The sequence below is a fragment of the Ruegeria sp. SCP11 genome, assembly GCF_040329455.1.
GTDB lineage: Bacteria > Pseudomonadota > Alphaproteobacteria > Rhodobacterales > Rhodobacteraceae > Ruegeria > Ruegeria atlantica_E.
In genome coordinates this window covers 199,915-223,053 of record NZ_JBDZYG010000002.1, presented here as the reverse complement: position 1 = coordinate 223,053, position 23,139 = coordinate 199,915, and the positions used below count along the sequence as shown (strand labels likewise).

Annotated in this window: 18 protein-coding genes and 1 tRNA gene; 5 read left to right on the top strand and 14 right to left on the bottom strand. The window is 53.6% G+C overall.

All coding sequences use genetic code 11. The annotated features are described in order from the left end of the window. Nucleotides 1-81: 81 nt before the first annotated feature. From ABLN94_RS04140 to ABLN94_RS04100, 9 genes are all read right to left on the bottom strand, one after another. A tRNA-Gly gene (locus tag ABLN94_RS04140) sits at nt 82-156 on the bottom strand. 365 nt (nt 157-521) lie between these two features. Continuing rightward, nucleotides 522-1,547, bottom strand: coding sequence for an adenylate/guanylate cyclase domain-containing protein (locus tag ABLN94_RS04135; RefSeq protein WP_170566137.1), 1,026 nt, complete (start codon nt 1,545-1,547; stop codon nt 522-524). Continuing rightward, nucleotides 1,540-1,881, bottom strand: coding sequence for an Hpt domain-containing protein (locus ABLN94_RS04130; RefSeq protein ID WP_170519322.1), 342 nt, complete (start codon nt 1,879-1,881; stop codon nt 1,540-1,542). Before ABLN94_RS04130 ends, ABLN94_RS04135 begins: the two co-directional genes overlap by 8 nt. Nucleotides 1,882-1,884: 3 nt before the next feature. Further along, entirely contained in the window at nt 1,885-8,880 is a 6,996-nt protein-coding gene (locus ABLN94_RS04125) for a GAF domain-containing protein (protein WP_352989495.1), read from the bottom strand. Nucleotides 8,881-9,525: 645 nt separating this feature from the next. Further along, complete coding sequence (locus tag ABLN94_RS04120) at nt 9,526-10,389, bottom strand: sugar phosphate isomerase/epimerase family protein (RefSeq protein WP_352989492.1); 864 nt, start codon at nt 10,387-10,389, stop codon at nt 9,526-9,528. 14 nt (nt 10,390-10,403) lie between these two features. Beyond that, nucleotides 10,404-11,294 carry an NAD(P)-dependent oxidoreductase gene (locus ABLN94_RS04115; RefSeq protein ID WP_352989489.1) on the bottom strand — a complete coding sequence of 297 codons (891 nt, stop codon included), beginning with the start codon at nt 11,292-11,294 and terminating at the stop codon, nt 10,404-10,406. Nucleotides 11,295-11,444: 150 nt separating this feature from the next. Continuing rightward, nucleotides 11,445-12,725 carry a TRAP transporter large permease gene (locus ABLN94_RS04110; RefSeq protein WP_352989487.1) on the bottom strand — a complete coding sequence of 427 codons (1,281 nt, stop codon included), beginning with the start codon at nt 12,723-12,725 and terminating at the stop codon, nt 11,445-11,447. Between the two features lies 1 nt (nt 12,726). Continuing rightward, nucleotides 12,727-13,230 (bottom strand): TRAP transporter small permease, encoded by a 504-nt coding sequence (locus tag ABLN94_RS04105; RefSeq protein ID WP_352989484.1) that lies wholly within the window; start codon nt 13,228-13,230, stop codon nt 12,727-12,729. Between the two features lie 65 nt (nt 13,231-13,295). Then, on the bottom strand, nt 13,296-14,291 hold the full coding sequence (locus ABLN94_RS04100; protein ID WP_352989482.1) for a TRAP transporter substrate-binding protein: 996 nt from the start codon (nt 14,289-14,291) through the stop codon (nt 13,296-13,298). A 168-nt stretch (nt 14,292-14,459) separates the two neighbouring features. Here ABLN94_RS04100 and ABLN94_RS04095 point away from each other — a divergent pair, with 168 nt between their 5' ends. Next, a complete protein-coding gene (locus ABLN94_RS04095; protein WP_352989480.1) occupies nt 14,460-15,497 on the top strand; it encodes a LacI family DNA-binding transcriptional regulator in 1,038 nt (345 codons plus the stop codon). 3 nt (nt 15,498-15,500) lie between these two features. On the opposite strand, the gene ABLN94_RS04090 is transcribed toward ABLN94_RS04095, so the two are convergent. Beyond that, the gene (locus ABLN94_RS04090; RefSeq protein WP_352989478.1) at nt 15,501-16,517 is read right to left on the bottom strand and encodes a LacI family DNA-binding transcriptional regulator; all 1,017 of its coding nucleotides are present in this window, start codon (nt 16,515-16,517) and stop codon (nt 15,501-15,503) included. Nucleotides 16,518-16,778: 261 nt separating this feature from the next. Here ABLN94_RS04090 and ABLN94_RS04085 point away from each other — a divergent pair, with 261 nt between their 5' ends. The 3 genes from ABLN94_RS04085 to ABLN94_RS04075 are packed head-to-tail and all read left to right on the top strand — an operon-like array spanning nt 16,779 to nt 18,903. After that, entirely contained in the window at nt 16,779-17,741 is a 963-nt protein-coding gene (locus ABLN94_RS04085) for a fatty acid desaturase (protein WP_352989475.1), read from the top strand. A 27-nt stretch (nt 17,742-17,768) separates the two neighbouring features. Continuing rightward, the gene (locus ABLN94_RS04080) at nt 17,769-18,083 is read left to right on the top strand and encodes a MocE family 2Fe-2S type ferredoxin (protein WP_352989473.1); all 315 of its coding nucleotides are present in this window, start codon (nt 17,769-17,771) and stop codon (nt 18,081-18,083) included. 4 nt (nt 18,084-18,087) lie between these two features. After that, nucleotides 18,088-18,903 carry a 3-methyl-2-oxobutanoate hydroxymethyltransferase gene (locus ABLN94_RS04075; RefSeq protein WP_352989471.1) on the top strand — a complete coding sequence of 272 codons (816 nt, stop codon included), beginning with the start codon at nt 18,088-18,090 and terminating at the stop codon, nt 18,901-18,903. Nucleotides 18,904-19,619: 716 nt separating this feature from the next. Here ABLN94_RS04075 and ABLN94_RS04070 read toward each other — a convergent pair. Further along, on the bottom strand, nt 19,620-20,801 hold the full coding sequence (locus ABLN94_RS04070; protein ID WP_352989469.1) for a diaminopropionate ammonia-lyase: 1,182 nt from the start codon (nt 20,799-20,801) through the stop codon (nt 19,620-19,622). Between the two features lie 129 nt (nt 20,802-20,930). Between ABLN94_RS04070 and ABLN94_RS04065 the strand changes: the two genes are divergently transcribed. After that, nucleotides 20,931-21,377: an Lrp/AsnC family transcriptional regulator gene (locus tag ABLN94_RS04065; RefSeq protein WP_352989467.1), complete on the top strand. Its 447-nt coding sequence runs from the start codon at nt 20,931-20,933 to the stop codon at nt 21,375-21,377. A gap of 133 nt (nt 21,378-21,510) precedes the next feature. On the opposite strand, the gene ABLN94_RS04060 is transcribed toward ABLN94_RS04065, so the two are convergent. Genes ABLN94_RS04060 through ABLN94_RS04050 form a run of 3 tightly spaced genes read right to left on the bottom strand, consistent with a single transcriptional unit; the run spans nt 21,511 to nt 23,082 of the window. Beyond that, nucleotides 21,511-21,693, bottom strand: a complete 183-nt coding sequence (locus ABLN94_RS04060) for a helix-turn-helix domain-containing protein (RefSeq protein WP_352989464.1) — start codon at nt 21,691-21,693, stop codon at nt 21,511-21,513. Between the two features lie 58 nt (nt 21,694-21,751). Then, nucleotides 21,752-22,429, bottom strand: a complete 678-nt coding sequence (locus ABLN94_RS04055; protein ID WP_352989462.1) for a 3-oxoacid CoA-transferase subunit B — start codon at nt 22,427-22,429, stop codon at nt 21,752-21,754. Then, nucleotides 22,426-23,082, bottom strand: coding sequence for a CoA transferase subunit A (locus ABLN94_RS04050; protein WP_352989461.1), 657 nt, complete (start codon nt 23,080-23,082; stop codon nt 22,426-22,428). The genes ABLN94_RS04055 and ABLN94_RS04050 overlap by 4 nt, the downstream gene beginning before the upstream one ends. Nucleotides 23,083-23,139 lie beyond the last annotated feature (57 nt).

Sequence of the window (23,139 nt, the reverse complement as noted above, 5' to 3'; positions counted from 1 at the left end):
AATACTAATTTTCTTTTATTTTTAATGCTTTACCCCGATACAGAAAACTACTTTGCAGGCAATGTGTCGGAGATGAATTTTTGGAGCGGGCGGCGGGAATCGAACCCGCTTCATCAGCTTGGAAGGCTGAGGTAATAGCCAGTATACGACGCCCGCTCAGCTCGAGCGGGTGTATTTCATACCGATTTTGCGGTCAATAGAGGAAATGATTTTTTTCAAGTGCCCGGCTTCGGTTGATCGAAATTTCTGCGGCCAAATCACAGGCCTGAACAAGGCCAGAATTGGGACTTGGCTAGAATATTAGTGAACAGATGCTCAAACAATCTGGCCGATCGATTTGACCGCTCCCGTCCTAAAAGGAAGTTTTTGAATATCCACATTGCGCAGAAAGCGGACTTTGCAAAGTCCGACAATATCTAGTCTCCAATCACTGAGCCACATATGAAAATCATCGGGCTAAAAGCAAAGCCACAAGCGCAACTACACCCGATGTAGTTTCGCTTGCCAGGTTGCATGAATGGTCATAGCGCATGGATATCGAACGGATCGGAGAAACCCTTGATCATTGTTCTACCAAATGTCTCCAACACATTTGCCCCTTCCAACAGATCGAAGGTTTCTTGATCAATCAAAATACGGCTTCCGGTTTTCTGCGTTTCTGCCTCGAGGCGAGCAGCAAGGTTTACGGTCGATCCTATGCAAGTATACGTCGCTCGATTGTCCGTACCGGCATAGCCGGCGACGACTTCGCCAGTCGCTATTCCGATGCCGATTTTTAGGTCACTTTTCCCTTCTGAGCGCCTTTCGAGATTTAATATCTCAATCATGTTGTGCATTTCATGCCCTGCCGCCACCGCACTTTGCGCGGAGTTGGACAGCGGCTGCGGAACTCCGAAAAGAGCCATCAAACCGTCTCCCAGCATCAGGCTGACAATTCCGCCATTGCTAGTAACAGCCTCGAACATCAACGTGTAAAAAGTGTTGAGCAGATCAATTGTTTCCTCGGGAGCGAGATTTTCAGACAAGGTCGTGAAGCCGCGAATGTCGCAGAACAAGACGGAAGCATTGGCGCGCTTGCCGCCTATGGCAAAGCCGGACTCTTGTAAGTCTTGTGCAACCTCAGTAGTTGCAAAGCGCTCTAGCAGGCGCTTCTGCTCGTCCCTGAGCCTTTTCTTTTCAAGGCAGCTGGAGACACGCGCACTAAGTAGTGTCTTATTGACAGGCTTTGGCAGGTAGTCTTCGGCACCCAATTCAATGCAGCGCACGACGTTGTCGAGACCTTCAACAGATGACGTCACTATTACCGGCAGATCGCGCAGATCAATGTCCGATTTGACGGCCTCCAGAACTTGGAAGCCGTCCATTTCTGGCATTTCAATATCCAGTAGCAGCAAGTCAAACGGCTGGTTAGACAACATCTCCATCGCAACCCGGCCGTTTTCCGCGACCGATGCTTGATGACCCAAGAGCTCTACGCTGCGCGACAAAAGCAAGCGGTTCACCTTGTTGTCATCGACGATGAGCAAATGGCCGGGGGCGTCAGACATCAATCAGGCTCCGCAAAGCGGCGGCGGCAGTGGTTAGGGCTGTCTCCAACGCTGTCGCATCTGTTAGGTCTCCGGCCTCGGGCAGTTCTCCCAGCTCGACTTTCCTGGCCAGTTCGGCAAGAGCTGTCGCACCAAATGTGTTGGCATTCGACTTGATAGAATGTGCAGCACGGCGGTATCGGTCTACATCGGCCTCGCCCGCCGCCGTTTTCAATTCGCCAATCATACTTGGCGCTTCGTCGAGAAAGGTGTTTACAAGTTCGGCTGCAAAGTCTTCGCCTGTGGCGTCTTTTAGTTCCATGAAGATTTCATGATCAATTGGGCTGTCTGTCATGGATCACCTTCTTATTCTTGGGGAATTTAACAGGGCTTCGATAAGGACAGGTAAGCGGATTGGTTTGGTGATATAATCGTCCATCCCTGCATCCAGGCACATCTCACGGTCCCCCTGCATGGCGTTCGCGGTCATCGCGATTATACGAGGGCGACTTCCATCCGAATGCGCTTTGTTGATACGGCGAGATGCTTCAAGACCATCCATCTCGGGCATTTGCACATCCATAAAAACGACATCGTAGGTTTGCCGGTTTACGCTTTCGACCGCCTCAGCACCATTGCTGGCCAAATCCGCGCGATATCCCATCTGCTCAAGCAGTCGGAGTGCAAGTTTCTGGTTCACCAAATTGTCCTCGGCCAGCAAAACTCGCAGTGGATGTCGCGTTGCCATATCCGGATCTGATTGGGGTTTGTCCTGTAGTTTGGACGGCTTTACTCGTACTTTTTCAGTCGCGAACAATGTAACCAAGGTATCGAACAGGTGGGATTGGCGCAAAGGTTTGGCAAGGTTGGCAGCAAAGAGCCCTTCCTCCAGATCTACTTCGCGCGGGCCAAGTGAACTGAAAAGGATTAGTGGCAAACCCGGCTTCTTGTCGCGAACCTTTTTGGCGAGCTCTGCTCCATCCATTTCGGGCATATGCATGTCGAGAATGGCCAAATCGAACTCGACGCCTTGTTCAAGTATGCTCAGCGCCTCTGACGGAGATTCACGCGTCGTGGTCTGCGTGCCCCATTTCTCAGTTTGAAGAGCAAGGATTTTACGATTGGTGGCATTGTCGTCCACCATCAAAATTCGCTTACCTTCGAGTTCAGGCTGAACGCCGACAAGATTGCGGGAAGAAGACTTTACTGGCTTTGCAGGTTTTGCCTGGATTTTGAAAACAAAGGTGGAACCGCTCCCCTCGCCATCGCTTTCAGCCCACATGGTCCCACCCATAAGTTCGGCGAGGCGTTTCGAGATCGCAAGACCCAGACCAGTGCCACCATATTTTCTGGTCGTGGAACTATCTGCCTGACTGAAAGATTGAAATAATCGGCTCATGCCCTTTTGGGACAGGCCGATTCCAGTATCTCGGACTTTGAACGTCAGTTCGAGCGATCCCTGGACCTCTGCGGATTGTTCAACAGACAGAACCACTTCGCCGCTTTCGGTAAACTTCACTGCGTTAGAAAGGAGATTCAGCAGAATTTGCCGCAATCTGGTCAGATCTGCGCTAATCGCCAGGGGCAGTGTGTCATCGAACTCATAAGCCAAATCGAGCTGTTTCTCGGCAGCTTTACCGCTGACTAAATCGAGCGCGCTTTCTATGCATTCGCGCAGGTCGAAGGGATGGTTTTCGATATCCATCTGCCCGGCTTCAATTTTCGAGAAGTCGAGGATCTCGTTGATGATGCCCAACAGCGCATCGCCGCTATCGCGGATCGTATTGGCATAGTCACTTTGTTCTGCGTCCAACTCTGTGTCCATCAACAGCCCGCTCATTCCGATTACGGCGTTCATTGGCGTTCGAATTTCGTGGGACATCGTCGCCAGGAAGGCGCTTTTTGCTTCGTTTGCTTCTTCAGCAACCTTTCGCGCCTCTTCGGCCTCACGGAACAGACGCACGTTTTCGATGGCAATCACCGCCTGATCTGCAAATGAGTAGGCGAGGTCTATTTCATCTTTGGTGAACGCGCCGGCTGTTTTCCGAGCGAACACCAACACACCCAGACACGCCTTGCCTTTCATAAGTGGCAGCAACAGAGCTGCGCGCACTCCATGCCGGTCATACGTAATCTGTTCGAACGGTGAGAGTTCGAGCGTATCCCAATCCGGTAGATGGAGCATCTTCTTCTCATGCAGAACCTGCGCGGGAAAGCTGGACATCGGATCCGGGTCGATAGGAAAACTTTGGTTGCCTTCAAGGGTAGCAACACCTTCTGCACTAACCCGCGCAAGCACCTCGAACGTGTTATCTTGCGCGGTCATAGCTGCAACTATATCAGAGGAGACCAACCGCACACCTGCTTCTGCGATTGCCTCGAAGACTGGCTTGATGTCGTCAGGAGATTGGCTGATTACCCGTAGAATGTCCGCACTCGCAGTCTGACGTGCCAGGGAAGCCTGAGTTTCATTAAACAGGCGAACATTTTCCAGCGCGATGATGGCCTGATCGGCGAAAGACTCGGCAATGGCGACTTCATCTTCGCTGAAAACTTTGGCCGTTTTTCGGATGAATACCAAGGCACCGAAACATTCCGTCCCGCGCATCAGAGGCACTGTCAGCGAAGACTTGAACCCTTTCCTGCGGATGATCTCTTGATCGCGCGGGGGTAGCTCATCGTATCGCCATTCGGGCAAATGCAAGGTCTTGCCGTTCTTGATTGCCTTGGACGGCAAATTGTCTTCGGGATCAATCGGCAGGCGCTCGGTCCATGTGATTTCTTCGACGCCATCGGGCGTCGCGGCGGCGATTTGCCAAAGTTCAGTCTTGTTCGCCTGAATAGCAATCGACAGGTCGCAATCTATAAGGGTCGTCGCCAGCGCGACAATCTTCTCGAAAACCGGTTTGGTATCGGTTGGAGATTCAGAAATTACTCTTAACACATCCGCGCTTGCGGTTTGGCGCGCGAGGGCGGTCTGCGTTTCGTTGAAGAGTTGCGAGTTCTGAATTGCGATTATCGCCTGGGACGCGAAGGTCTCCATTTGCTTGATTTGTTTTTCGTCAAAAGCGGCCGCCGTTCGGCTCCCCATGCTGATAACACCAATTGTGTCACCGTCACGGATTAGTGGCACAGAAAGAACGGATCGGTAGCCTTCGAGATTGGACTTGAGCAGCGGATCATAGTTGGTGTCAGCTTGAGTGTCCTCAACGTAGTCGGCCCTTCCATGCAGAAGCGCACGCGCTGTGGCCGATGTTTCTCCGGGTTCAAAAGGATGCGTCTTTAAAAAATCCGCGAATTTGGCCGACACATTGTGTCCGGCAAAATAATGGTACTTTCCATCTTCGGGTGTCTTAAGCGCCACGAAGGCATCCTGTAGGCGGCAAATGCGGGACGAAACGGCCAGCAACGCTTCCAGTACAGGCTCCAACGCATCAGGAGATCGGGAAATAACTTCGAGTACTTCGCTTGTGGCTTTTTGGTACTCCAACGATTCCTCAATTTCCGCGGTTCGCGCTGTCACCTCGTCGAAAAGGTGCGCATTTCCAAGTGCAATTACCGCTTGCGAGGCAAACGTTTCGACCAAGGCTATCTGCTTGTTTGAGAACGCCCCAACTTTTGAATGAGCAAGTGAAATCACGCCGAGCGTGACCCCATCCTTTACGAGCGGAACTCCCAAAGCTGAACGAAACCCGGCGCCCAGTGCTTCTTCTTTCCAAGCATAATCCGGGTCGTGCTCAAAATCTTCAATGTACACCGTTTTGCCTGTCAGTGCGGCACGTCCTGTGGTTGTGCCCTTATCTGGAACATGCACCTGACGGGTTATGATGTCGTAGTGAGCTGCGGCGGAATTGTGGGTCGCAGCAATGTCATAAATTCCAGTGTCTTCATTCAAAAGTGCGACGTAAGACGCTTCGGGTTTGCAGATGCGAACCGCCACCTGCAAAATAGCTTTGAGAACTGGATCGAGTTCATTTGGCGAGCGCGAGATCACTCCCAGCACTTCAGACGTGGCTGTTTGATAGTCGAGCGCTTCTTCAACTTCTGCGGTGCGTGCCTGCACTTCTTTAAACAAACGGGTGTTGTTGATAGCGATCACAGCCTGGGATGCGAATGTCTCTAACAGGTTGACCTGTTTTTCGCTAAACGCCCCGGGCTTCCGGTGCGCCATGACGATAACACCAACGGTCACGCCTTCGCTGACTAAGGGGACGCCGAGGGTGGTAAGGTAATCACCGATCTCCGCCGCCACCTTCCATGTGTAAGTTGGATCTTTACTTGTATCTTTTATGTAAACAGTCTTGCCATGAAGGGCCGTGCGGCCGATGCACGAGCCTTCCTCTGGGGCAATGGGGTTGTCTGACAAATAGTTGAGAAACGCATCACTCACGTTGTGGGACATGGCCACACGGTACAACCCATCGTCAGCATCCCGCATTGCGAAGAATGCATATTCTGGATCGCAAATGCGTGAGGAAACTTCCAGAATTGCATCCAGCACCCGTGGAAGATCGTTGGGCGAACGTGAGATGACATCTAAAACCTCTGACGTGGCAGTCTGGTATTCTAGTGACTGCACGACCTCGGCAGTGCGTTCCTCCACTTCCCGGAACAGGTTGGCATTTGTAATGGCGATTATCGCTTGGTCGGCGAAGGTTTCTAACAACTGAATCTGCTTGGTGGAAAATCCCGAAACCTCGGTTGACCCGACCGAAATTACACCCACAACCTCGCCATTTTTGACCAACGGGACCCCGAGCACTGATCGATATTCCCCGACGCCGCTGTCTTCCATCCAAGTATAAGACGTCTCGGTTTCGACATCTTCGATATAGATGGTGCGTTTCGACAGTATGGCACGCCCGCTTACACCGCTTTCATCAGGCGAAATAGGATGCGCTTTGACATATTCCGCAAAGGTCGTGTCCTGCGTAAGTATTGCAAGAACATGAAAAAGCTGATCGTCGGGGTTCAGCATCGCAACATAGGCATCCTGCAATTCGCAGATACGCGACGCTTCTTTGAGGATAGCATCGAGAACAGGCGCCAACTCATTTGGTGACGCCGAGATCACCCGCAGCACTTCGGATGTAGAGGTCTGGTATTCCAAAGCTTGCGTAACTTCCGCTGTGCGATCCTGAACTTCGCGAAACTGTCGGACGTTTTCCATTGCGATCACGGCTTGAGCCGCGAAGGTTTGGACCAGCGCCACGTCGTCGTCTGAGAATGGCGCAACTTCGCGGCGGTAGAGGACAATTACACCGAGACCCAGGTCATCCTTCATCAACGGAACTGCCAGAACCGAGCGGGCTCCTTCAATCTCAACCATCTGAACCCGTTTTGGGTCACGATCCCTGAAGTAAAGGGGATCGTCCGCGATATCGTCCTGGCGAATGACCTCGCCATCGATCATTGGTTTGATCGCAATTAATTCCGTGCGTGTTAGCGGCTCCATAAAATTTTTGAGCGCTTCGTCAAAATCGGTTCTCGCACCAATATTGGCCGGGATCGTTGCGATCCCGCGTTCGTGATCAGCGATACACAAGAAGGCGAGTGGTGCTTTGCACAGACGGCTGGAGTTTTCGAGAATGCTTTGGAAAACTGGCCTTTCGTCGTCGCGGCTGCGGCTGATGACTTCGAGGATTTCTCGAGACGCTTTTTCCCGCTCGAGCCGTTCCTGAACTTCGCGAAACTGGCGCGTGTTCTCGATGGCAATGACGGCATGTTTGGCGAACTCTTCAATGAATTGTACGTCGGGGTCAGAGAACGGGCGGACTTCGCGGCGGCTAACCGCAATAGCACCTATCGCCTGTTCCCCCTGCATCAACGGGACTACAACCCGCGATCTGATACCTTCGACGTCGACCATTTTAATGGCGGTGGGATCACCCGAACGGTAGAAATCGGTGTCAACAATATCGGCAACGCGTACGACCTTGCAATTTCGTATCGCTGCGGCAGCCGTGATGGAACCGTCAAGCGGCCACTCCTCTCCTAATTGGACGTCGGTTCTATCGTGACCCCATGCTCCTGCCAATCGAATATGGGTTCCAGCAGTGTTGACCAAAAGAAGTGCGGACTGATCTGCATCACAGATTTCCGTGGCCTGCTGAAGCACCGCTTCAAAAACGCGTGCATCGTTGTCCCGGCTTTTGCTGATGACACTCAGTACCTCCTGCGTCGCCGTTTGGCGTTCTAACTGAGTGTGCAGTTCCTTCATTTGACGGGTGTTGTCTATTGCAATCACAGCCTGGGCCGCAAAGCCCTCAACCAAAGAGATCTCATCTTCAGTAAATGGCCGCACTTCACGCCGGTAAATCCCAATGACGCCTACGGGGTCACCATTTGCTGACATCAAAGGAACCGTCAGAAACGAACGAACACCTTCCTCATCAACCAATTGCCGGCGCCAAGGATCCCCGTTGATGTAGTGGTCTGTCTGGCGCAAATCGACATTGTGAATGACCCGTGCTTCCCGCACAGACTCGGCAATTTGTAAATTAGAGTCCAGAGACCAGCGATCCACACCGACCTCGTAAGTCGCCAACTGATCACCAAAATGTGCCGCGTATTCCAAATGAGTTCCTGCCTCATTTAGCAGGCTCAACGTTGCTACATCTGTTTCGCAAAGCCGTGCGGTGTTTTCCAAGATCGTCTGAAACACCGGCGCTTCATCATCCCGAGACCGACTGATCGTCTCCAGAACATCACGCGTGGCACCTTCACGAGCCAGACGCACCTGCAACTCGCCAAACTGTCGAACATTTTCAATTGCAATGACCGCTTGCGCGGCGAAAGTTTCAACTAGCTGCACCTGATCGTCGGAATAAGGTCGTACCTCATCCCGTGCCAACATCAGGCATCCGATTGCGCTACCACCCACTTTCAATGGAACAAAGAGATTGCTCCTGCACCCATGAGTGTCGACAATGAGTTTAAAGCGCTCATCCCCCGATTTATGAAAATCGGTGTCCCCCATATCGACAACACGTTTTGTCTCGCCACTTAGAATAGTGTCAGTCACAATGGAGTTGCCTGGCTCCATCGTGTATTTGCCGTCGAGCCAAAGTTGTTGAATATCCGGGTGTAGATTAACGCTGGCAACCAGTTGCTGACGAGCATCCCCTTCTTGCCCGAGTACCAGACCGGCTAAAAAGGCATCACAGAGATCTTTTGCCAGCGTTACAATCAGGTCGCATACTGGCTGGATGTCATCCTTGGTCTCGGAGATCGCCTGCGTAACCCGCGCGGTGGCTTCAAACCAAGCCTGCTGATCATCCGCGCTGAGCCCCCTGCTTTGCGAGGATGACGACGCTGAATCAGCAGTCTCTCTTGATGCCTTTTTTCCACCCACCTGCGTTCGGGCCCTCCGCGCAAACTAATGAAACACGCAAGACCGGAGTTTAGAGGGCATACGATAGAAGTCACAGAGTTTCTTTGTGGGTTGTGTTCCATGCGGTTCAGGCGATGCCGGTATGGTGTGGCCTTGGGAAGATCCGCAGAGTCATAAAGAAAGCCGCCCTATTTGCCAAAAAGGTGTCCTAAATAGGAGCTGTGTTAAACTTCCCAGAACACTCAAACATCGCTGTTGTATGTCTTCTTTGGGCAGGGACCAGCCAATCATGCTTGCTGCGGAGAACGGCAACACTGAGCCCAAAGCGACGAATACTGCGCCGCGCACGAGCGACATCGAAGCTCTGTTTGCGGCCATGGGTCTGTGCAAGGATCACTCCTTGCGGACGTTGACCAGACTATCTCCACGCTACGGTGCCGTCCGCTTAAGCTGCCATTGATGTACTGCGGCACGATTGCCGAAAGGGAATTTTTTTGCGGCAATTTATGCGAAATATCCTCAGTCGTCCCACAAAGTTAGATCTTTTGACCGTCGTTCGGTTTTCACCTGAAAACCAAAACAGACCCGCCTGACGACGGGTCTGTGTTTCGGCCGAACGATGTATTGGGAGGAACATCGATTGACCGTAGCGGTCTCGCCAGAGGTTCAACCAAAATGCTCTTTGAAGCGATCAATACAGCGGCGGAAACCGTCTTCGAAATTTCCGTTACCGGGGTGGTAGACACTTTCGAATGATATCACCCCATCATAGGCGTCGGTTTTCAGAGCATCCGCCATCGGCTGAAACTGATCGGCCAGTTGGCCTTCGCCCATTTGTTTGACCGTCAATGTCGCGCGGGGCGTATCGACTTGAACGTCCTTGATGTGGATGTGCCCGAGATAGCCATCTTTCACTTCGTCATACCCAGCAGGAAACGCTTGTTCGTGACACCAGCAATTGTTGGCCGGGTCCCAAAGTACCTTCAACGTGTCTTTGGCATCCAGATCATCGATCAGCTTACGGGCGGTGTAATTCGAATTCACCATGGTCCCGTTGCCCGTTTCGACGACCAAAGTCACTCCGCCGTCCTTGGCAACGTCAATCGCCGGTGCAATCAGGGGCAGCATAGCGTCCCATGCACCCTTGGCGACGTTCCACTTTTCGGCACCTCCATACCCCCAAAGGATTTGCTCTTTCTTGGGGGTCATAATGCGAACCAATGGGCTGCCGACCACATGTGCCATGTCGATCACGCGCTTCAGAGCATCCATATGCTTGCTGTGCAGGTCGTCCCCTGGTTTGTTCGCCCCGGTCATCCCAGCAAAGATGTGGCGCGACAGACAGGATACAGGCTTGCCCCGATCCCGAAGCAGAGTGTCAATTTCCTTGATCTCATCAGCAGAGTGATCGCCAACCTCCGTATCCCCGACAAATTGCAGTTCGGCATATTCGAGGTCAAACTCATCCATCACATTGACCGCGTGTTTCAGGTCGCGACTGATGCCATCACAAATAACGCCAAGTTTCATGTTCTTGTCCTTTCTCAGCGATGCAGCTCAGCGCCGACAATGTCTTCGATAACGCGGGTGCAGGCCCAATTGTCGCCTTCAGGGAACTTGGCTTTGCCAGCATGGAAAATCTGCATAGCGGATGAAGCAGTATGCATCGGAACGCCCAGTTCCTCGGCCAGATCCAGAGAGATGGTCAGGTCTTTGTGCATTGTGCCGATGCCCGAACCGGTGTTTTCGAATTTACGGTCGATGATGTTTTCCAGCGCTGTGTTGGTGCATCCGCATCCCGCGCCAGAGGTCGAAAAGACCTTGAACAGGTTTTCGCCCTTCACGCCCGCCTTGGCGGCAAGAACCGACGCCTCAAATGTTGCCGAAAAGATTGAACCGATCAGAGTCTGCAGACATGCTTTTACGGTCTGACCTTGGCCGGGCCCGTCCCCTACGCGGTGAATGGTGGCCGAGACCGCCTCCATCACTGGTTGGAATTCGTCCAGTACGGCATCAGGGGCCGCGGCCATCATGGTCAACGTACCGCCCTGCGCACCCGGAAAGCCGCCAGAGACAGGGCTGTCGATCAGGTGGATGCCCGAACCGGCCATGGCCTCGCCAATCTCGCGGGCCTCACGCGGTTTGATCGTAGCTGTCAAAATGACCGCCCCGCCTTGCGCCATGTGACTGACCAAGCCGTTTTCACCAAGAATGACGGACTTGGCCTGATCACCATTCATGACCATGACATAGATTGCATCCGCGTTGGCCCCCACATCTGCCACGCTGGCAGCGGGCGCTCCGCCCATTTCGGCCAGCGCGTTCAGGCGTGCCTCGCTCAGATCAAAACCGGTGGTTTCGAAACCGTTTCTGATCAGGTTTTTAGCCAGTCCGCTGCCCATATCACCCAATCCTATGACACCTGCACGTTGCATAATTGTCTTCCTATTGTGTCGCCCGGCCTTGCCGGAGTTGAGGTTTGGCGCCCATATTTTTTTGGGCGTCGATGTGTGCGGGGATTTCAGGCTTTGGCTGACCAAGGCCGGGCTGGTCCGGAAGACACCCCGCTGCCCAATTCCGTATCGTTACGGCCCCATGACCGCGTCCGGTATCCACATGACCAGTTGCGGGAAGATCGCGATCAAAAGCAGCACGACCACATTTGCCAGCAGGAACGGTGCCGCCCCGATGAAAATCTTCCCGATTGGCAGACGGCAGATTGCAGCGCAGACATTGAGGCAATTCCCCACCGGCGGTGTGCACGCACCAACCGCCAACCCTGAGACCATCACCACACCAAAATGCACGCCGGAAACGCCCAGCTTTTCAGCAACCGGCAACAGAACCGGTGTCAGTAATAGAATGGCGGGGCTGACGTCGATGAACGTACCCGCCATCAGGATCAAAATGGCTGTCAGAACCATGAAGGCGACTGGGCCAAGTCCGAGCCCCGAAACGAAATCGGCTAATTGATTGGGCACACGTTCCAATGCCAGTACAGTGATGAACACCTGACTGAATGCGATGATCATCATGATCTTGGCCGACATGATGATGGCGTGGCGCATGGCCCCCGGCAAATCTTTCAGAACGCCAAAGCCGACAATGAACAATCCGATTATCAGGCCATACACTACGGCCGCCCCGGCTGTTTCGGTTGGGGTAACGAAACCGAAGACGACGGAACCTACGATCAGGATGGGCATCAGTGCTACGGCGGCAGAACGTCTGGCCTGCCGCCCGGCTTCGGCCAAAGTGAACGGTACGTCTTCGGTCGGGTAATCGTTCCTCTTGGCCAGCAACCAAACGACGATCAGCTGAAGTAAACCAACCATGATGCCAGGAATGATCCCGCCCAGAAAAAGGCGACCGATGCTCTCTTCGGCGGCAACGGCGTAGATAATCATGGGAACAGACGGCGGGATGATCATTCCCATAGTGGACGAGGCAACCGTGATCCCTGCTGCGAAACTCTTGGGGTAACCTCGTTTCTCCATCTCAGGTATCAGCACGGACCCGATTGAAGCAGTATCCGAGGCGGAAGAGCCCGAGATGCCGCCAAAGATCATCGAGCCCACGACGTTGACCAATCCCAGCCCGCCTTTCAACCGACCGACGAAGAACATGGACAGGTCCAGCAGGCGCCGCGTGATGCCTCCGGAATTCATCACCAAGCCCATCAGAATGAAGAAGGGCAGTGAAACCAGCGGGTAATTGTTGATGCCAGAAAAGAAGCGCTGCACAACGAACCCAGTCGCCGCAGGAGCCTCGATCAGGAAATACGCCAGTGACGCCAGCCCCAGAGAATAGGCAATTGGAACTCCACAGACCAACAATATTCCCAGTGTAGTGAACAGGATCAGCATGTCAGTCCTCCGGCATCCAGAGAACATTGATGGAATCCCGACCGCCCAGAGTCAGAACCACCCGAACAAAGCAATAGAACACGGCAATCGAACTGGAGATCGGAACAATGATGAACACATAGGCCTGAGGCATCCCGAAGGGTTGCCACATGTTTTTCCCCGGCCCTGCGATCCAATCGATGGACAGCCAGACCAAAGCCGCGTTCATCACTCCCACGAGGACAAGCCCTGCCACGTAGAAGGCCATTTTGACGTAGTAGGGCATCATGTCGATGAAGAATGTGATCGCGATATGCTCACGCTTCGTAATCGCGACGGCACCACCCAAGGCCGAGGTGCAAAGAAACGCGATCTTGACCTGTTCGTCGACGCCGTAGATCGCCATGTCAAAGGGGCGCATCAGGACTTTGGTGACGACAATCACCAGAAACACCCCGAACAGCACGACCATCAACGCTTCGATAACGCGCGTCAGTACACGGTCAATTGCAGAAAGCGTATCCATAACCCGGTTCCGGTAAGAAGGGACTCCGGACGCAGGATGACCGCGTCCGGAATTGCCGTGTCAGATTAGCCGCAGGACGCCGCTGCAGCACGGGCTGAGTCGATATCATCCATCGTGAAATGACCCGCGTCGATCATCTGTTGATAGACCGGCGCAACGGCTTCCTGAAAACCCGCCAGGGCTTCTGGCGTCAGTTCGTTGATCTCCATGTGCTTGCCGAGTTCGCCGACGATGTTCGTTTCAGCATCGCGATACAGCTTGTCCGACATCGCCATCGCTTCGACCGCAACCTCGTCAAAGGTGGCCTGAAGGTCTTCGGGCAAACCGTCATACCATGCCTTGTTGACGATCAAAGGATCGGGGCCGGTCATGTGGTTCGACAGTGTCAGATACTTCTGCACTTCGTGAATATTGAAGTCCCAGATGTTTTGCGGCGGGTTGTGCTGACCGTCGATCACACCTTGTTTGAACGCCTGATATGCTTCGGAAAACGGCATGGCGACCGGAACAGACCCGATGGCCGTGCCCGTGGCGATCATCAGATCAGATTGCGGTTCGCGAATGCGCAGACCTTGCAGATCACCAACCGAGGTTATTGGCTGAACGTTGTTGGTATAGGCCCGGAACCCTTGGCTGATACCGGTAGCAGGGATGTGATATCCGTTCGCCTCAGCACGGGCCTGAACGCCCTTGGTAAAGTCCGAACCGACCAGACATTCCATCTCATCCCAATTCGCGACGAGGAACGGCAACTGGTACAGGTTGAATGCCCCGGACGCGTCGGCAAAGAAACCGCCACGCGTGCCCTGCAACAAACCGGCCGTCACCTGATCCATCATTTCGCGCTCATTACCAAGGGCGGCACCAAAGAAGTTCTCGACTTCGATGCGACCGTCCGTACGTTTTTCAAGTTCGGTCTTGAACCAGTCCATGGACTGCGAACGGATTGAGGTTTCTGGTTGCTCGTTGCCATATTTAAAGGTGAAGTCCGCCGCCAGTGTTGTACTGGCCGTCATTATTAGGCCGGCAACCCCGGCCAGTAATTTAGCTGTATTGGTCATGTTATCCTCCCTGAACGGGACTCGATCCCGTTGCATGACGTTGGGATAAGCCCCCTCACAATTCCGTGGCAAGAAAAATTGCATCAAATGACGGTATTGATGTGTTTTGATGTATTATTTGAGTAATTTGAGGGTGATTTTGATCTACTTTGATGGTAACCCATGCCCATGAGCGATGAAGTTCCAATAATCCCAAAGAAGGCACGCGTATCGGAGATTGCCAAGATTGCGGGGGTAGGCACTGCCACGGTTGACCGGGTTCTGAACAACAGATCAAACGTTAAATCTGAGACCCGCCAGCGCGTATTGCAGGCAAAGCACGCAATCGAATCCGGCGCTCAATTGGACCAGCCTACGCGACCCTGGCGACTGAAGATATTTCTGCCAGAGGAAGCCGGGCCATCGACAGAATTTTTGGGTGATTGCTTTCAGAATGTTTTTACCAATGGCCGCGCTACGGTCGAATGCGTGTTTTCCACGAAACTGGAACCGTCCGTGTTAGCACGAAAGCTAAGAGCTTGCGCCGGGCAGGGAATTGACGCAGTGGGTTTTCAGGCTTTGGATGATCCGCGGGTTCGCGACGCTGTAGAAGAGCTGCACGGTTTGAATATTCCGTGCATTCCCGTCGTGTCCGATCTGGTCAGCCCTGTGTTGGGTCAGTTCGTCGGAACGGACAACATGGCCGCAGGACGAACAGCGGCCTATTTTATGGGTCGGATGCTACGGCAATCCGGAACCGTCGGCGTGATTTCCGGCGAGCAACTGTATCGCAATCATTCGGATCGAGAGATGGGGTTTCGGTCAGCCTTGCGAAGGGATTTCAGCCATCTTCGCGTTGTGGGCACCTATATCGGCCACGATGATGTGCAGGAAAATCGCGTGGTGGTGGGCCAGATGCTGGACGAACATCCTGGTCTGCTGGGCATTTACAACGTTGGCGGCGGCAACGAAGGCATTGTTGCGGCTCTGGCTGATCGCGATTTGACGGGAGAAATCATGCTGATCGGCCACAACCTTACGCCGAAAACGAGAAACTACCTGCTGGACGGATCAATGGATCTTGTCATCCATCAGAATATGCAACGGATCGCTGAACAAGCCGTTCAGACCCTGATCGCGACACTGGAAAACCGGCCCCATCAGGCTGAGGTCGTTCCGGTTGAAGTCATCACCCGTGAAAACATCAACGGCGCCACCTTCGGTTGATGCTCACAGGTTTTCAGATATGCAGAGATCAAACGGAATAACTCCAACCTGTTCCTGAATTGGTTTTCCGGTCAGACACCGGGACATCATCTGAGTCACTCGATCTGCAACCTGATCCAGCGGGTTGTTAATCACCAAATCGATGCTGCCATCGGCAAGCGCGGCTTCGGTAACCGGTGTCCGTTCATGGCAGATGTAGACAACTTCGCGCGCTTGCCCTGCCTCGCGCAGCGCTTTCAATGCTCCGGTCACCCCGCCTCCGCAATGATAGATGCCGGAGAGGTCTTTGTTGGCCCGCAGCAATTCTGCTGTCGCTTCATATGCGACTGCGGCGTCATCCAGATACACCACAGAGTCTCGAAGAGGTTTCTGCGGTGCAAATTCGCGCATGTAGCTTCTGAACCCACTCTCAAGCGCTTCGTGCCCCAGATACCTGTGCGACCCGATAAGGATGCCAACCACGCCTTCGGTTCGATCAAGACGCGCCATCGCCCAACCTGCCGTTCGCCCCGCTTTTCGACTGTCGATCCCGACATAGGCAGTAACGTGAGGCGAAGACAGCGGCGAGAGCAATGCAATGACAGGGACATCGGCGCTGGCGATCGCACGATTGATCTCTGGATGATCAATCGCAACCAAGCCTATGGCGTCTACTTTGCCGCGCATTTCGTCAATCGCAGTTGCAAGCTCGGACGGCGACAGGCTTTCTACATACCGGACCACAACATTTGCCCGGATACTGCGCAACTGCTCTGCTTTTTGCTGCAACTCGATTGCCAATTCGCGATAAAACCACTTGCTTTCCTTTTGAAGAATAAAGCCCAGCCGTTTTGCTGGAGCCATCTCCTCAACCCGGCGCCGCAACAATCCTGCCGAGCGATACCCCAACGCTTCTGCCGCTGAAAGAACCCGCGCAGATGTCGCTGCAGTAACCGGCGCGCGTGCATTCAGAACGCGGTCTACTGTTGCGACGCCTACCCCCGCCTTGTCTGCGACGTCTTTGAGTGTGACACGGGCCATAGGGCGCTCCATGATAAAACATATCATCGATTTTACGGAATATTCTGAGAGAAATGATAGAAAATATCACGACAGGTTTGACGTTTCAGGCGCTCCTCGGTTCTGCTCGGCAATAGCAATGTAGAAAAGGAACCTGATGTGCTGAAGGACAATACCCTTCCTTGGCGGGATTATTCGCTGACGGGCCGGGACAGCGGTCCAAGCTTCGCACCCAAACAGTGGTATTCTACTCCGGTCCTCCGGAAACGGATGAAGGAACTGATGAAGCGCCGCGATGCTCCAGCCCTGATCGACTATGGGATCTGGCTGGGATTGGTGTTGGCAACCGGTGCTCTGGTCGTTCTGACCTGGGGTACATGGTGGGCAGTGCCTTCTGTCATTCTTTATGGGGTGTTTTATGGATCCTGCGCCGACAGCCGTTGGCATGAATGCTGCCATGGGACTGTTTTCAAAACGCCTTGGCTCAACACCGCAGCCTATCAGCTGGCCTCATTCATGTCGCTGAAAAACCCCTATCTTTGGCGGTGGAGCCATACACGCCATCACACGGATACTGTGATTGTCGGAAAAGACCCCGAGATTGCGTTTCCCCGGCCTCCGCATCCACTCAACATCCTGTGGAACATGCTGCATCTGCAATCTGGTTGGAATGAGTTGAAGAAGATGTTTTGGCTGTCGGCTGGTCGTTTGACCAAAGATCAGAAAACCTTCCTCATCGAAGCCGACCGTTCTAAGGCGTTCTTGGCGTCGCGTGTTCATCTCGCAATCTTCGCAATGACATTTGCTTTGGCAATGGTGCTGCAATCATGGCTGCCCATTGTGCTGATCGGCGGACCGACGTTTTATGGTTCGTGGCTGCATCACTTGCTTGCATCACTGCAGCATGCCGGGCTGGCAGAAGACGTCCCGGATCACCGATTGAACTCGCGAACCGTCTACATGAACCGGTTCTTCCGCTTCGTATATTCGAACATGAACTACCATGTCGAACACCACATGTTTCCCATGGTTCCATTCTACAATCTCCCGGCCTTGCACGAAGAAATCAAAGGCGATTGCCCACCAGCGTACGCGGGAACACTGACCGCGTTTCGCGAAATGCTCCCAGCCATTCTGATCCAGCGGCGCGATCCGTTCTACTTTGTCGACCGCAAGCCGTTGCTGCCCAAGGACGCTAACCCCAGCCCAGAATACACTCGACCAACAGCCATAGCGGCCGAGTGACCCACTCCCCTGAATACAGGAAAGCCCATGACGAACTGGACCCGCGCCTGCGCTTGCGATGACATCGAAACCGAAGATCTAGTCCGTTACGACAATGGCGATCGTACCTTTGCCATCTACCGAAGCCCCGAAGACGAATTTTTCTGCACCGACGGCTTGTGCACCCATGAAGAAGTGCATCTGGAAGACGGTCTGGTGATCGATCATCTGATCGAATGCCCCATGCACAACGGCCAATTCGATTATCGCACCGGCGAGGCAAAGCGCTCACCGGTCTGTGTGAATCTGAAAACTTACCCGGTGAAAGTCGAAGGCGGAGATGTCTTCATCGATATTGGGTGATGCCATGAAACGGATCTATGACTGGGACGCGAAGTTCTCACTTAGAAACTACACGGCATCAGACCTGCGTGCTTTGAAGGGCATTCGCAAGCTGGTGCAGACAACAGCCAATACAATCGAAGAGGCAGCCGCAGCACAGGATGCCGGAATTGACTTGATCATGGGCAATGCCCAGAACACGTCTGCCGTGCGTCTAGGCGCGCCTGAATTGTTCTTCACAGCTGCACTCGGTCTCCCGGACTTTGCAACCGAAAGTGACGTGCTGACCGCCGCGTTTGCGGCCATGAAGGATGGTGCCGACAGCATCTACACGGCAAGAGGGCCGCACATTGTTGAACTTTTAGCGCGCGAAGATATCCCCGTGATGTGTCATCTTGGCCTGGTTCCTCGCAAATCCACTTGGCGGGGCGGCCTGCGCGCCGTTGGTAAGACTGCAAAAGAGGCTATCGCGCTTTGGAATGCGTTTCGCACAATGGAAGATGCCGGAGCCTTTTCGGTAGAGGCTGAAGTTATTTGTGGCAGAGTAATGGCTGAGATTTCCGCCCGCACATCTCTGATAACGTCATCGCTCGGTTCGGGTCCCGGCGCAGACATCATCTACCTTTTTCAAAATGACATATGCGGAGAGCAACCCGAAAGCCCGCGCCACGCACGCGCCTTTGGTGATCTCAATTCGCTATATGAACAGATAAAACACCAACGCCGAGTTGCACTTTCAGCGTTCAGGGCATCTGTTGAAGAGGAGCAATTTCCAGGCCCATACGAGTGCGCAACAATCTCGGACGCGGAGTTTGAGAGTTTTTTTGAGCGACTAAAATGATTTTTTTGGTCAAGGAATGCTGCACCCAGATCCACATTTTGAAAGCCGGAATTATTACCCATCGGTGATAGATGTACGTTGGTCCCCTTTGGCGACGAGTAGTAAAGAAGTTTGCAATTGCAGTGAAAGTCCCTTTCCCGCCCGACCTGCGGGGGGGGGGGGGGCGCCGTCGCGATCCGTCAGCAGCCGTCGTTCGAGCAACCGCAGCGAATTCAGACTTTGTCCGCAAAGTTGGAATTGCAGAGTTTGGTTTTGAAGGTCTGCTTAGGGCTGGAAGCGGATACTGAACTATTAGGTCCGAAATCAGGCCCACGCCCTTTAACTTGGCATAATTTCGCTTCTGCGCTTTTGGTTACTTTTTTGGTGTGCGCTTCTTACAAGTGCGATGATGTGGATGCTCTACCCAACCCGACGGCATCGAATTTTGCGAATATGCACTGATGTTTCTTCCTCAGGAGAAACAGCGTGTGGGAAATCAGTGCCTTGGCCATTGATCTTACCAAAAACAGTTTTGGTTGGTGCAAAAAGGCAGTAGTCCACGTTGAACAGACCCAAGTTCACCAACCTTAAGATCAGCCTGCCTGCGGCAAACCAGCGAGGTCGCGCGGTATGCAGTCTCGATCATTTGGGCGGCTTTGTGCAGATCGATATTAGCTTCGAGTTGTGACCGGGTCAGGCTGATCATACGGGGGGCTCCGATTGTGCACTGAGAACAATCACTCATTTATGATGGCAGCATAGATTTCGGGATCGGTGACACCTTCGGTTCCCAGAACTAGAACGTGCGAGTCTTCGCTTAACCCCAACCGGTCGCGCAGATCAGCTTGCATGGCACAAGTGAGTACGGCGCAGAGGCCTGAAACTCCGGTTTCACCAGCTTCCACTTTTGGATCCCCAAATTCTTGCGACGCCAAAAGCCTCATGGCGGGTTTGACCACGTCATCGGGAACCGTGACGAAGTGTTGCGCGATCTCAGACAGGATGCTCCATGCCTTTGTGGATACCTCTCCGCAAGACAGACCACCCATGATGCTTTCAATCTCCACAGGCAATTCAACCGGTTCACCTTTGCGCGCGCTGGCAATGAGGTTGGGGGCGTGTTCAGTTTCCATCACCACGATCTTAGGGGCCCTGTCACCCCAGTGCTGCACCAAGGCCGAGGAAACGGCAGAGGCCATGCCGCCAACTGAAGCCTGAAGGAAGATATGGGTGGGCGGTGCAGACAATTGTTGCGTGATCTCACGCCCGATCAGGCCGTAACCCGCCAGTATGTCCCCTGGGATCTTCTCATATCCGCGCGACGCCGTGTCGATGACCGCGAACCAGCCGTTTTCCTTGACCTCTTTGCGTACACGCGCAACTGCTTCGGCATATTCGCCTTCGGTACGCACAACCTCGGCACCAAGAGCACGCATGGCCTCGGCCCGCCCCTCGGACACCGCGTTGCCGATATAGATGCGGGCTTGGGCACCACAGCGAGCCGCGCCCCATGCGACGGAGCGCCCGTGATTACCATCGGTCGAAGCGGCAAAGGTGAATTCTGCCGTATAGGTGTTGTACTTGCCCGCCAGAATATCGGCGGTATTGACGCCATGCCCTAGCTTCTTAGACAACTCGCGCTGCAAAACACGCAGTATAGCATAGGCCCCGCCGCAGACCTTGAAGCTGCGCAAATGAAATCGTTGCCCCTCGTCTTTGTATGACAGCCGCCCGATACCGGCCTGACGGGCGATGCCGTTAAGCTCGACCAGTGGTGTTTCACTGTATCCATCCCAGGATGTGATTTCCTTTTCTGCTGCGTCAAAGGCTGCCGCTGTGAGTTCGGTGTTCACGGCGTTGCCGGATTTTGGGGCATGGGTGTGGTGCTGAATTTTGGCGTGGGTGAATGGTGTAAGCATGGGCGCCTCTCGATCGAGTTGGTACGTTGTTGGCCAAGGCATAGCATTCGCCCAATGAAATAGGTGATTGAATATTCTGAAATATTGGAACAAAATTCGATCGTCACGCAACATTATTCGGAAAGCTCTATGGACCGAATAGACCAAAAAATCATGGATATCCTGCAGAAAGACGCCTCCATTTCGAATGTGCGCCTTGCTGGCAAGGTCGGGCTTGCCCCATCAAGCTGCCTCAGGCGTGTGGCGGCATTGAAGAAGAAGGGAGTCATTCGGCGGATCGTCGCCCTGCCTGATGCCGAAAAAGTTGGGCGGGGCCTCAAGGTGATCGTGACGGTCAAACTAAAGGAGCATGACGACGCTTCGCTTCAATCGGTGATCCAACGTTTCAATGACAGCGGTGCCGTTTCGCAGGTCTATACCGTTTCGGGCGAGACCGATCTGATTGTCGTGATGTCTGCACCGACCATGTCCGCGTTTCAGGGCGCAATCAAAGAGATCCTGTCCGAGGTGGGTATTGTCGAACAGTATTTCTCACACTTCATCCTTGAGGAGCACAAGTTCGAACCGTCGCTTTGAGGTGGATAGGCAACTCGCAGGACATAGGACAGTCAACGATCGCAGTTTTTTACCGCGTCAGCCTCTCAGTGAGTTCATTGCAATTTCGAAAGTCGCCTGGATGGAATTAGGCTCGCTGCCCTTGATCCAGCGATCACCCGTTCGTTCGTCTGTATTTCTCAGGTCTAAGTGAATAAGCCTTGAGGAAGCAGTAGGAAAACTGCGCGGCACTACGGTAGCCGCTTGCCTCTGCAACTTCCTGAAGACCATATTTTGTCGTTCGAAGAAGGTCGGCCACATGGACAAGCCTGATGCGCGTAGAGAGCCCATCGGGCATGCATCCGATTTATGCTAACAAACAAGTGCACATCGTTCTGTAGGTTGTTGGCTATGCGCTAGATTGCCCATTCAGACATGTCCATCTCGCCGACATTCGGAGCGACGGAAAAACTGGCCTCAGTCTTTGCCTCTACCTCTTCGATGGATACACGCGGTGCGAGTTCCGAAAGGACGAGCCCCTCCTGCGTCGGAACAAAAACCGCCAGTTCGGTGACCACAAGATCCACGGGTCGGGTCGAAGTTAACGGTAGGTCACACTGCGAAACAATCTTAGATTTGCCTTTCGCCGAATGCTGCATCGCGACGATTACGCGACGCGCGCCGGTGACCAAATCCATGGCGCCGCCCATCCCCGGTATCAGCTTGCCTGGAACCATCCAGTTTGCCAACCTCCCCAAAGCATCCACCTGCAGACCACCCAGAACCGTCATATCCAGATGGCCGCCACGAATGATGCCGAAACTCATCGCACTGTCGATGGACGCGGCTCCGGGTACTGCGGAAACAAATCCACCACCTGCATCTGTCAGGTTTTCGTCCTCCATCCCTTCGGGCGGGCGCGCACCCAAACCGATGACGCCATTCTCGGCCTGAAAGAACACGCCGGCATCCAGAGGCAGATGATTGGCGACCAGGCTTGGCAGTCCGATGCCCAGATTGACAAGCATTCCCGTTTTGACCTCTTGAGCCACGCGCCGGGCAATAATGTCCTTGGGGCTGGTTGGCTGGGTCATTTGCGCGCCCTTTCAAGTATGTGATCAACCAGAATGCCCGGCGTCTTGACGCTGTCGGGCGGGATTGCGCCAACTGGCAGGATATGCTCAGGCTCAGCAATCACAGTCTTTCCTGCAAGCGCCATGACGGGATTGAAGTTATGCGCCGTCAGCGAATACTCGAGATTGCCGACATAGTCGCAGTTTTTAGCTGAGATCAGAGCAAATTCGGCAGATATGGCCTGTTCTAGCAAGTAATCTTGATCGCCGACAGTCACGATCTCTTTCCCTTCAGCGACCCTGGTGCCTAACCCCGTCGGCGTGAGGATTCCCCCAAGACCGACACCGGCAGCGCGTATCTGTTCAACCAGCGTGCCTTGTGGCACAAGTTCAACCTCGATCTCGCCAGACATCATCTTTTCCTGTGTTTGCGGGTTAAGCCCGATATGGCTCGCCACAACACGACGTACAGCATTTGCCGCGATCAGTTTGCCGATACCGACATTTGGCATCGCGGTGTCATTTGCGATGATTTCCAGATCTTTAGCACCGCGTGCAACAAGAGCATCGATAACCCGATTTGGAGTGCCTACACCCATAAAACCACCGATCATAAGGCTTGCACCATCGGGGATCAGTTTAGCGGCGTCTTCGGATTTTATGGCTTTTTTCATTTTTTCGCATCCGTTCCGATCACCCTGGATTACACCCGGGCGGGTCTTGGAATCCTC

Coding starts and splice junctions, on each gene's coding strand:
- ABLN94_RS04135 (WP_170566137.1), bottom strand. CDS start 1,547: ATGTCTGACGCCCCCGGCCATTTGCTCATCGTCGATGACAACAAGGTG.
- ABLN94_RS04130 (WP_170519322.1), bottom strand. CDS start 1,881: ATGACAGACAGCCCAATTGATCATGAAATCTTCATGGAACTAAAAGAC.
- ABLN94_RS04120 (WP_352989492.1), bottom strand. CDS start 10,389: ATGAAACTTGGCGTTATTTGTGATGGCATCAGTCGCGACCTGAAACAC.
- ABLN94_RS04115 (WP_352989489.1), bottom strand. CDS start 11,294: ATGCAACGTGCAGGTGTCATAGGATTGGGTGATATGGGCAGCGGACTG.
- ABLN94_RS04110 (WP_352989487.1), bottom strand. CDS start 12,725: ATGCTGATCCTGTTCACTACACTGGGAATATTGTTGGTCTGTGGAGTT.
- ABLN94_RS04105 (WP_352989484.1), bottom strand. CDS start 13,230: ATGGATACGCTTTCTGCAATTGACCGTGTACTGACGCGCGTTATCGAA.
- ABLN94_RS04100 (WP_352989482.1), bottom strand. CDS start 14,291: ATGACCAATACAGCTAAATTACTGGCCGGGGTTGCCGGCCTAATAATG.
- ABLN94_RS04095 (WP_352989480.1), top strand. CDS start 14,460: ATGAGCGATGAAGTTCCAATAATCCCAAAGAAGGCACGCGTATCGGAG.
- ABLN94_RS04090 (WP_352989478.1), bottom strand. CDS start 16,517: ATGGCCCGTGTCACACTCAAAGACGTCGCAGACAAGGCGGGGGTAGGC.
- ABLN94_RS04085 (WP_352989475.1), top strand. CDS start 16,779: ATGAAGCGCCGCGATGCTCCAGCCCTGATCGACTATGGGATCTGGCTG.
- ABLN94_RS04080 (WP_352989473.1), top strand. CDS start 17,769: ATGACGAACTGGACCCGCGCCTGCGCTTGCGATGACATCGAAACCGAA.
- ABLN94_RS04075 (WP_352989471.1), top strand. CDS start 18,088: ATGAAACGGATCTATGACTGGGACGCGAAGTTCTCACTTAGAAACTAC.
- ABLN94_RS04070 (WP_352989469.1), bottom strand. CDS start 20,801: ATGCTTACACCATTCACCCACGCCAAAATTCAGCACCACACCCATGCC.
- ABLN94_RS04065 (WP_352989467.1), top strand. CDS start 20,931: ATGGACCGAATAGACCAAAAAATCATGGATATCCTGCAGAAAGACGCC.
- ABLN94_RS04060 (WP_352989464.1), bottom strand. CDS start 21,693: ATGCCCGATGGGCTCTCTACGCGCATCAGGCTTGTCCATGTGGCCGAC.
- ABLN94_RS04055 (WP_352989462.1), bottom strand. CDS start 22,429: ATGACCCAGCCAACCAGCCCCAAGGACATTATTGCCCGGCGCGTGGCT.
- ABLN94_RS04050 (WP_352989461.1), bottom strand. CDS start 23,082: ATGAAAAAAGCCATAAAATCCGAAGACGCCGCTAAACTGATCCCCGAT.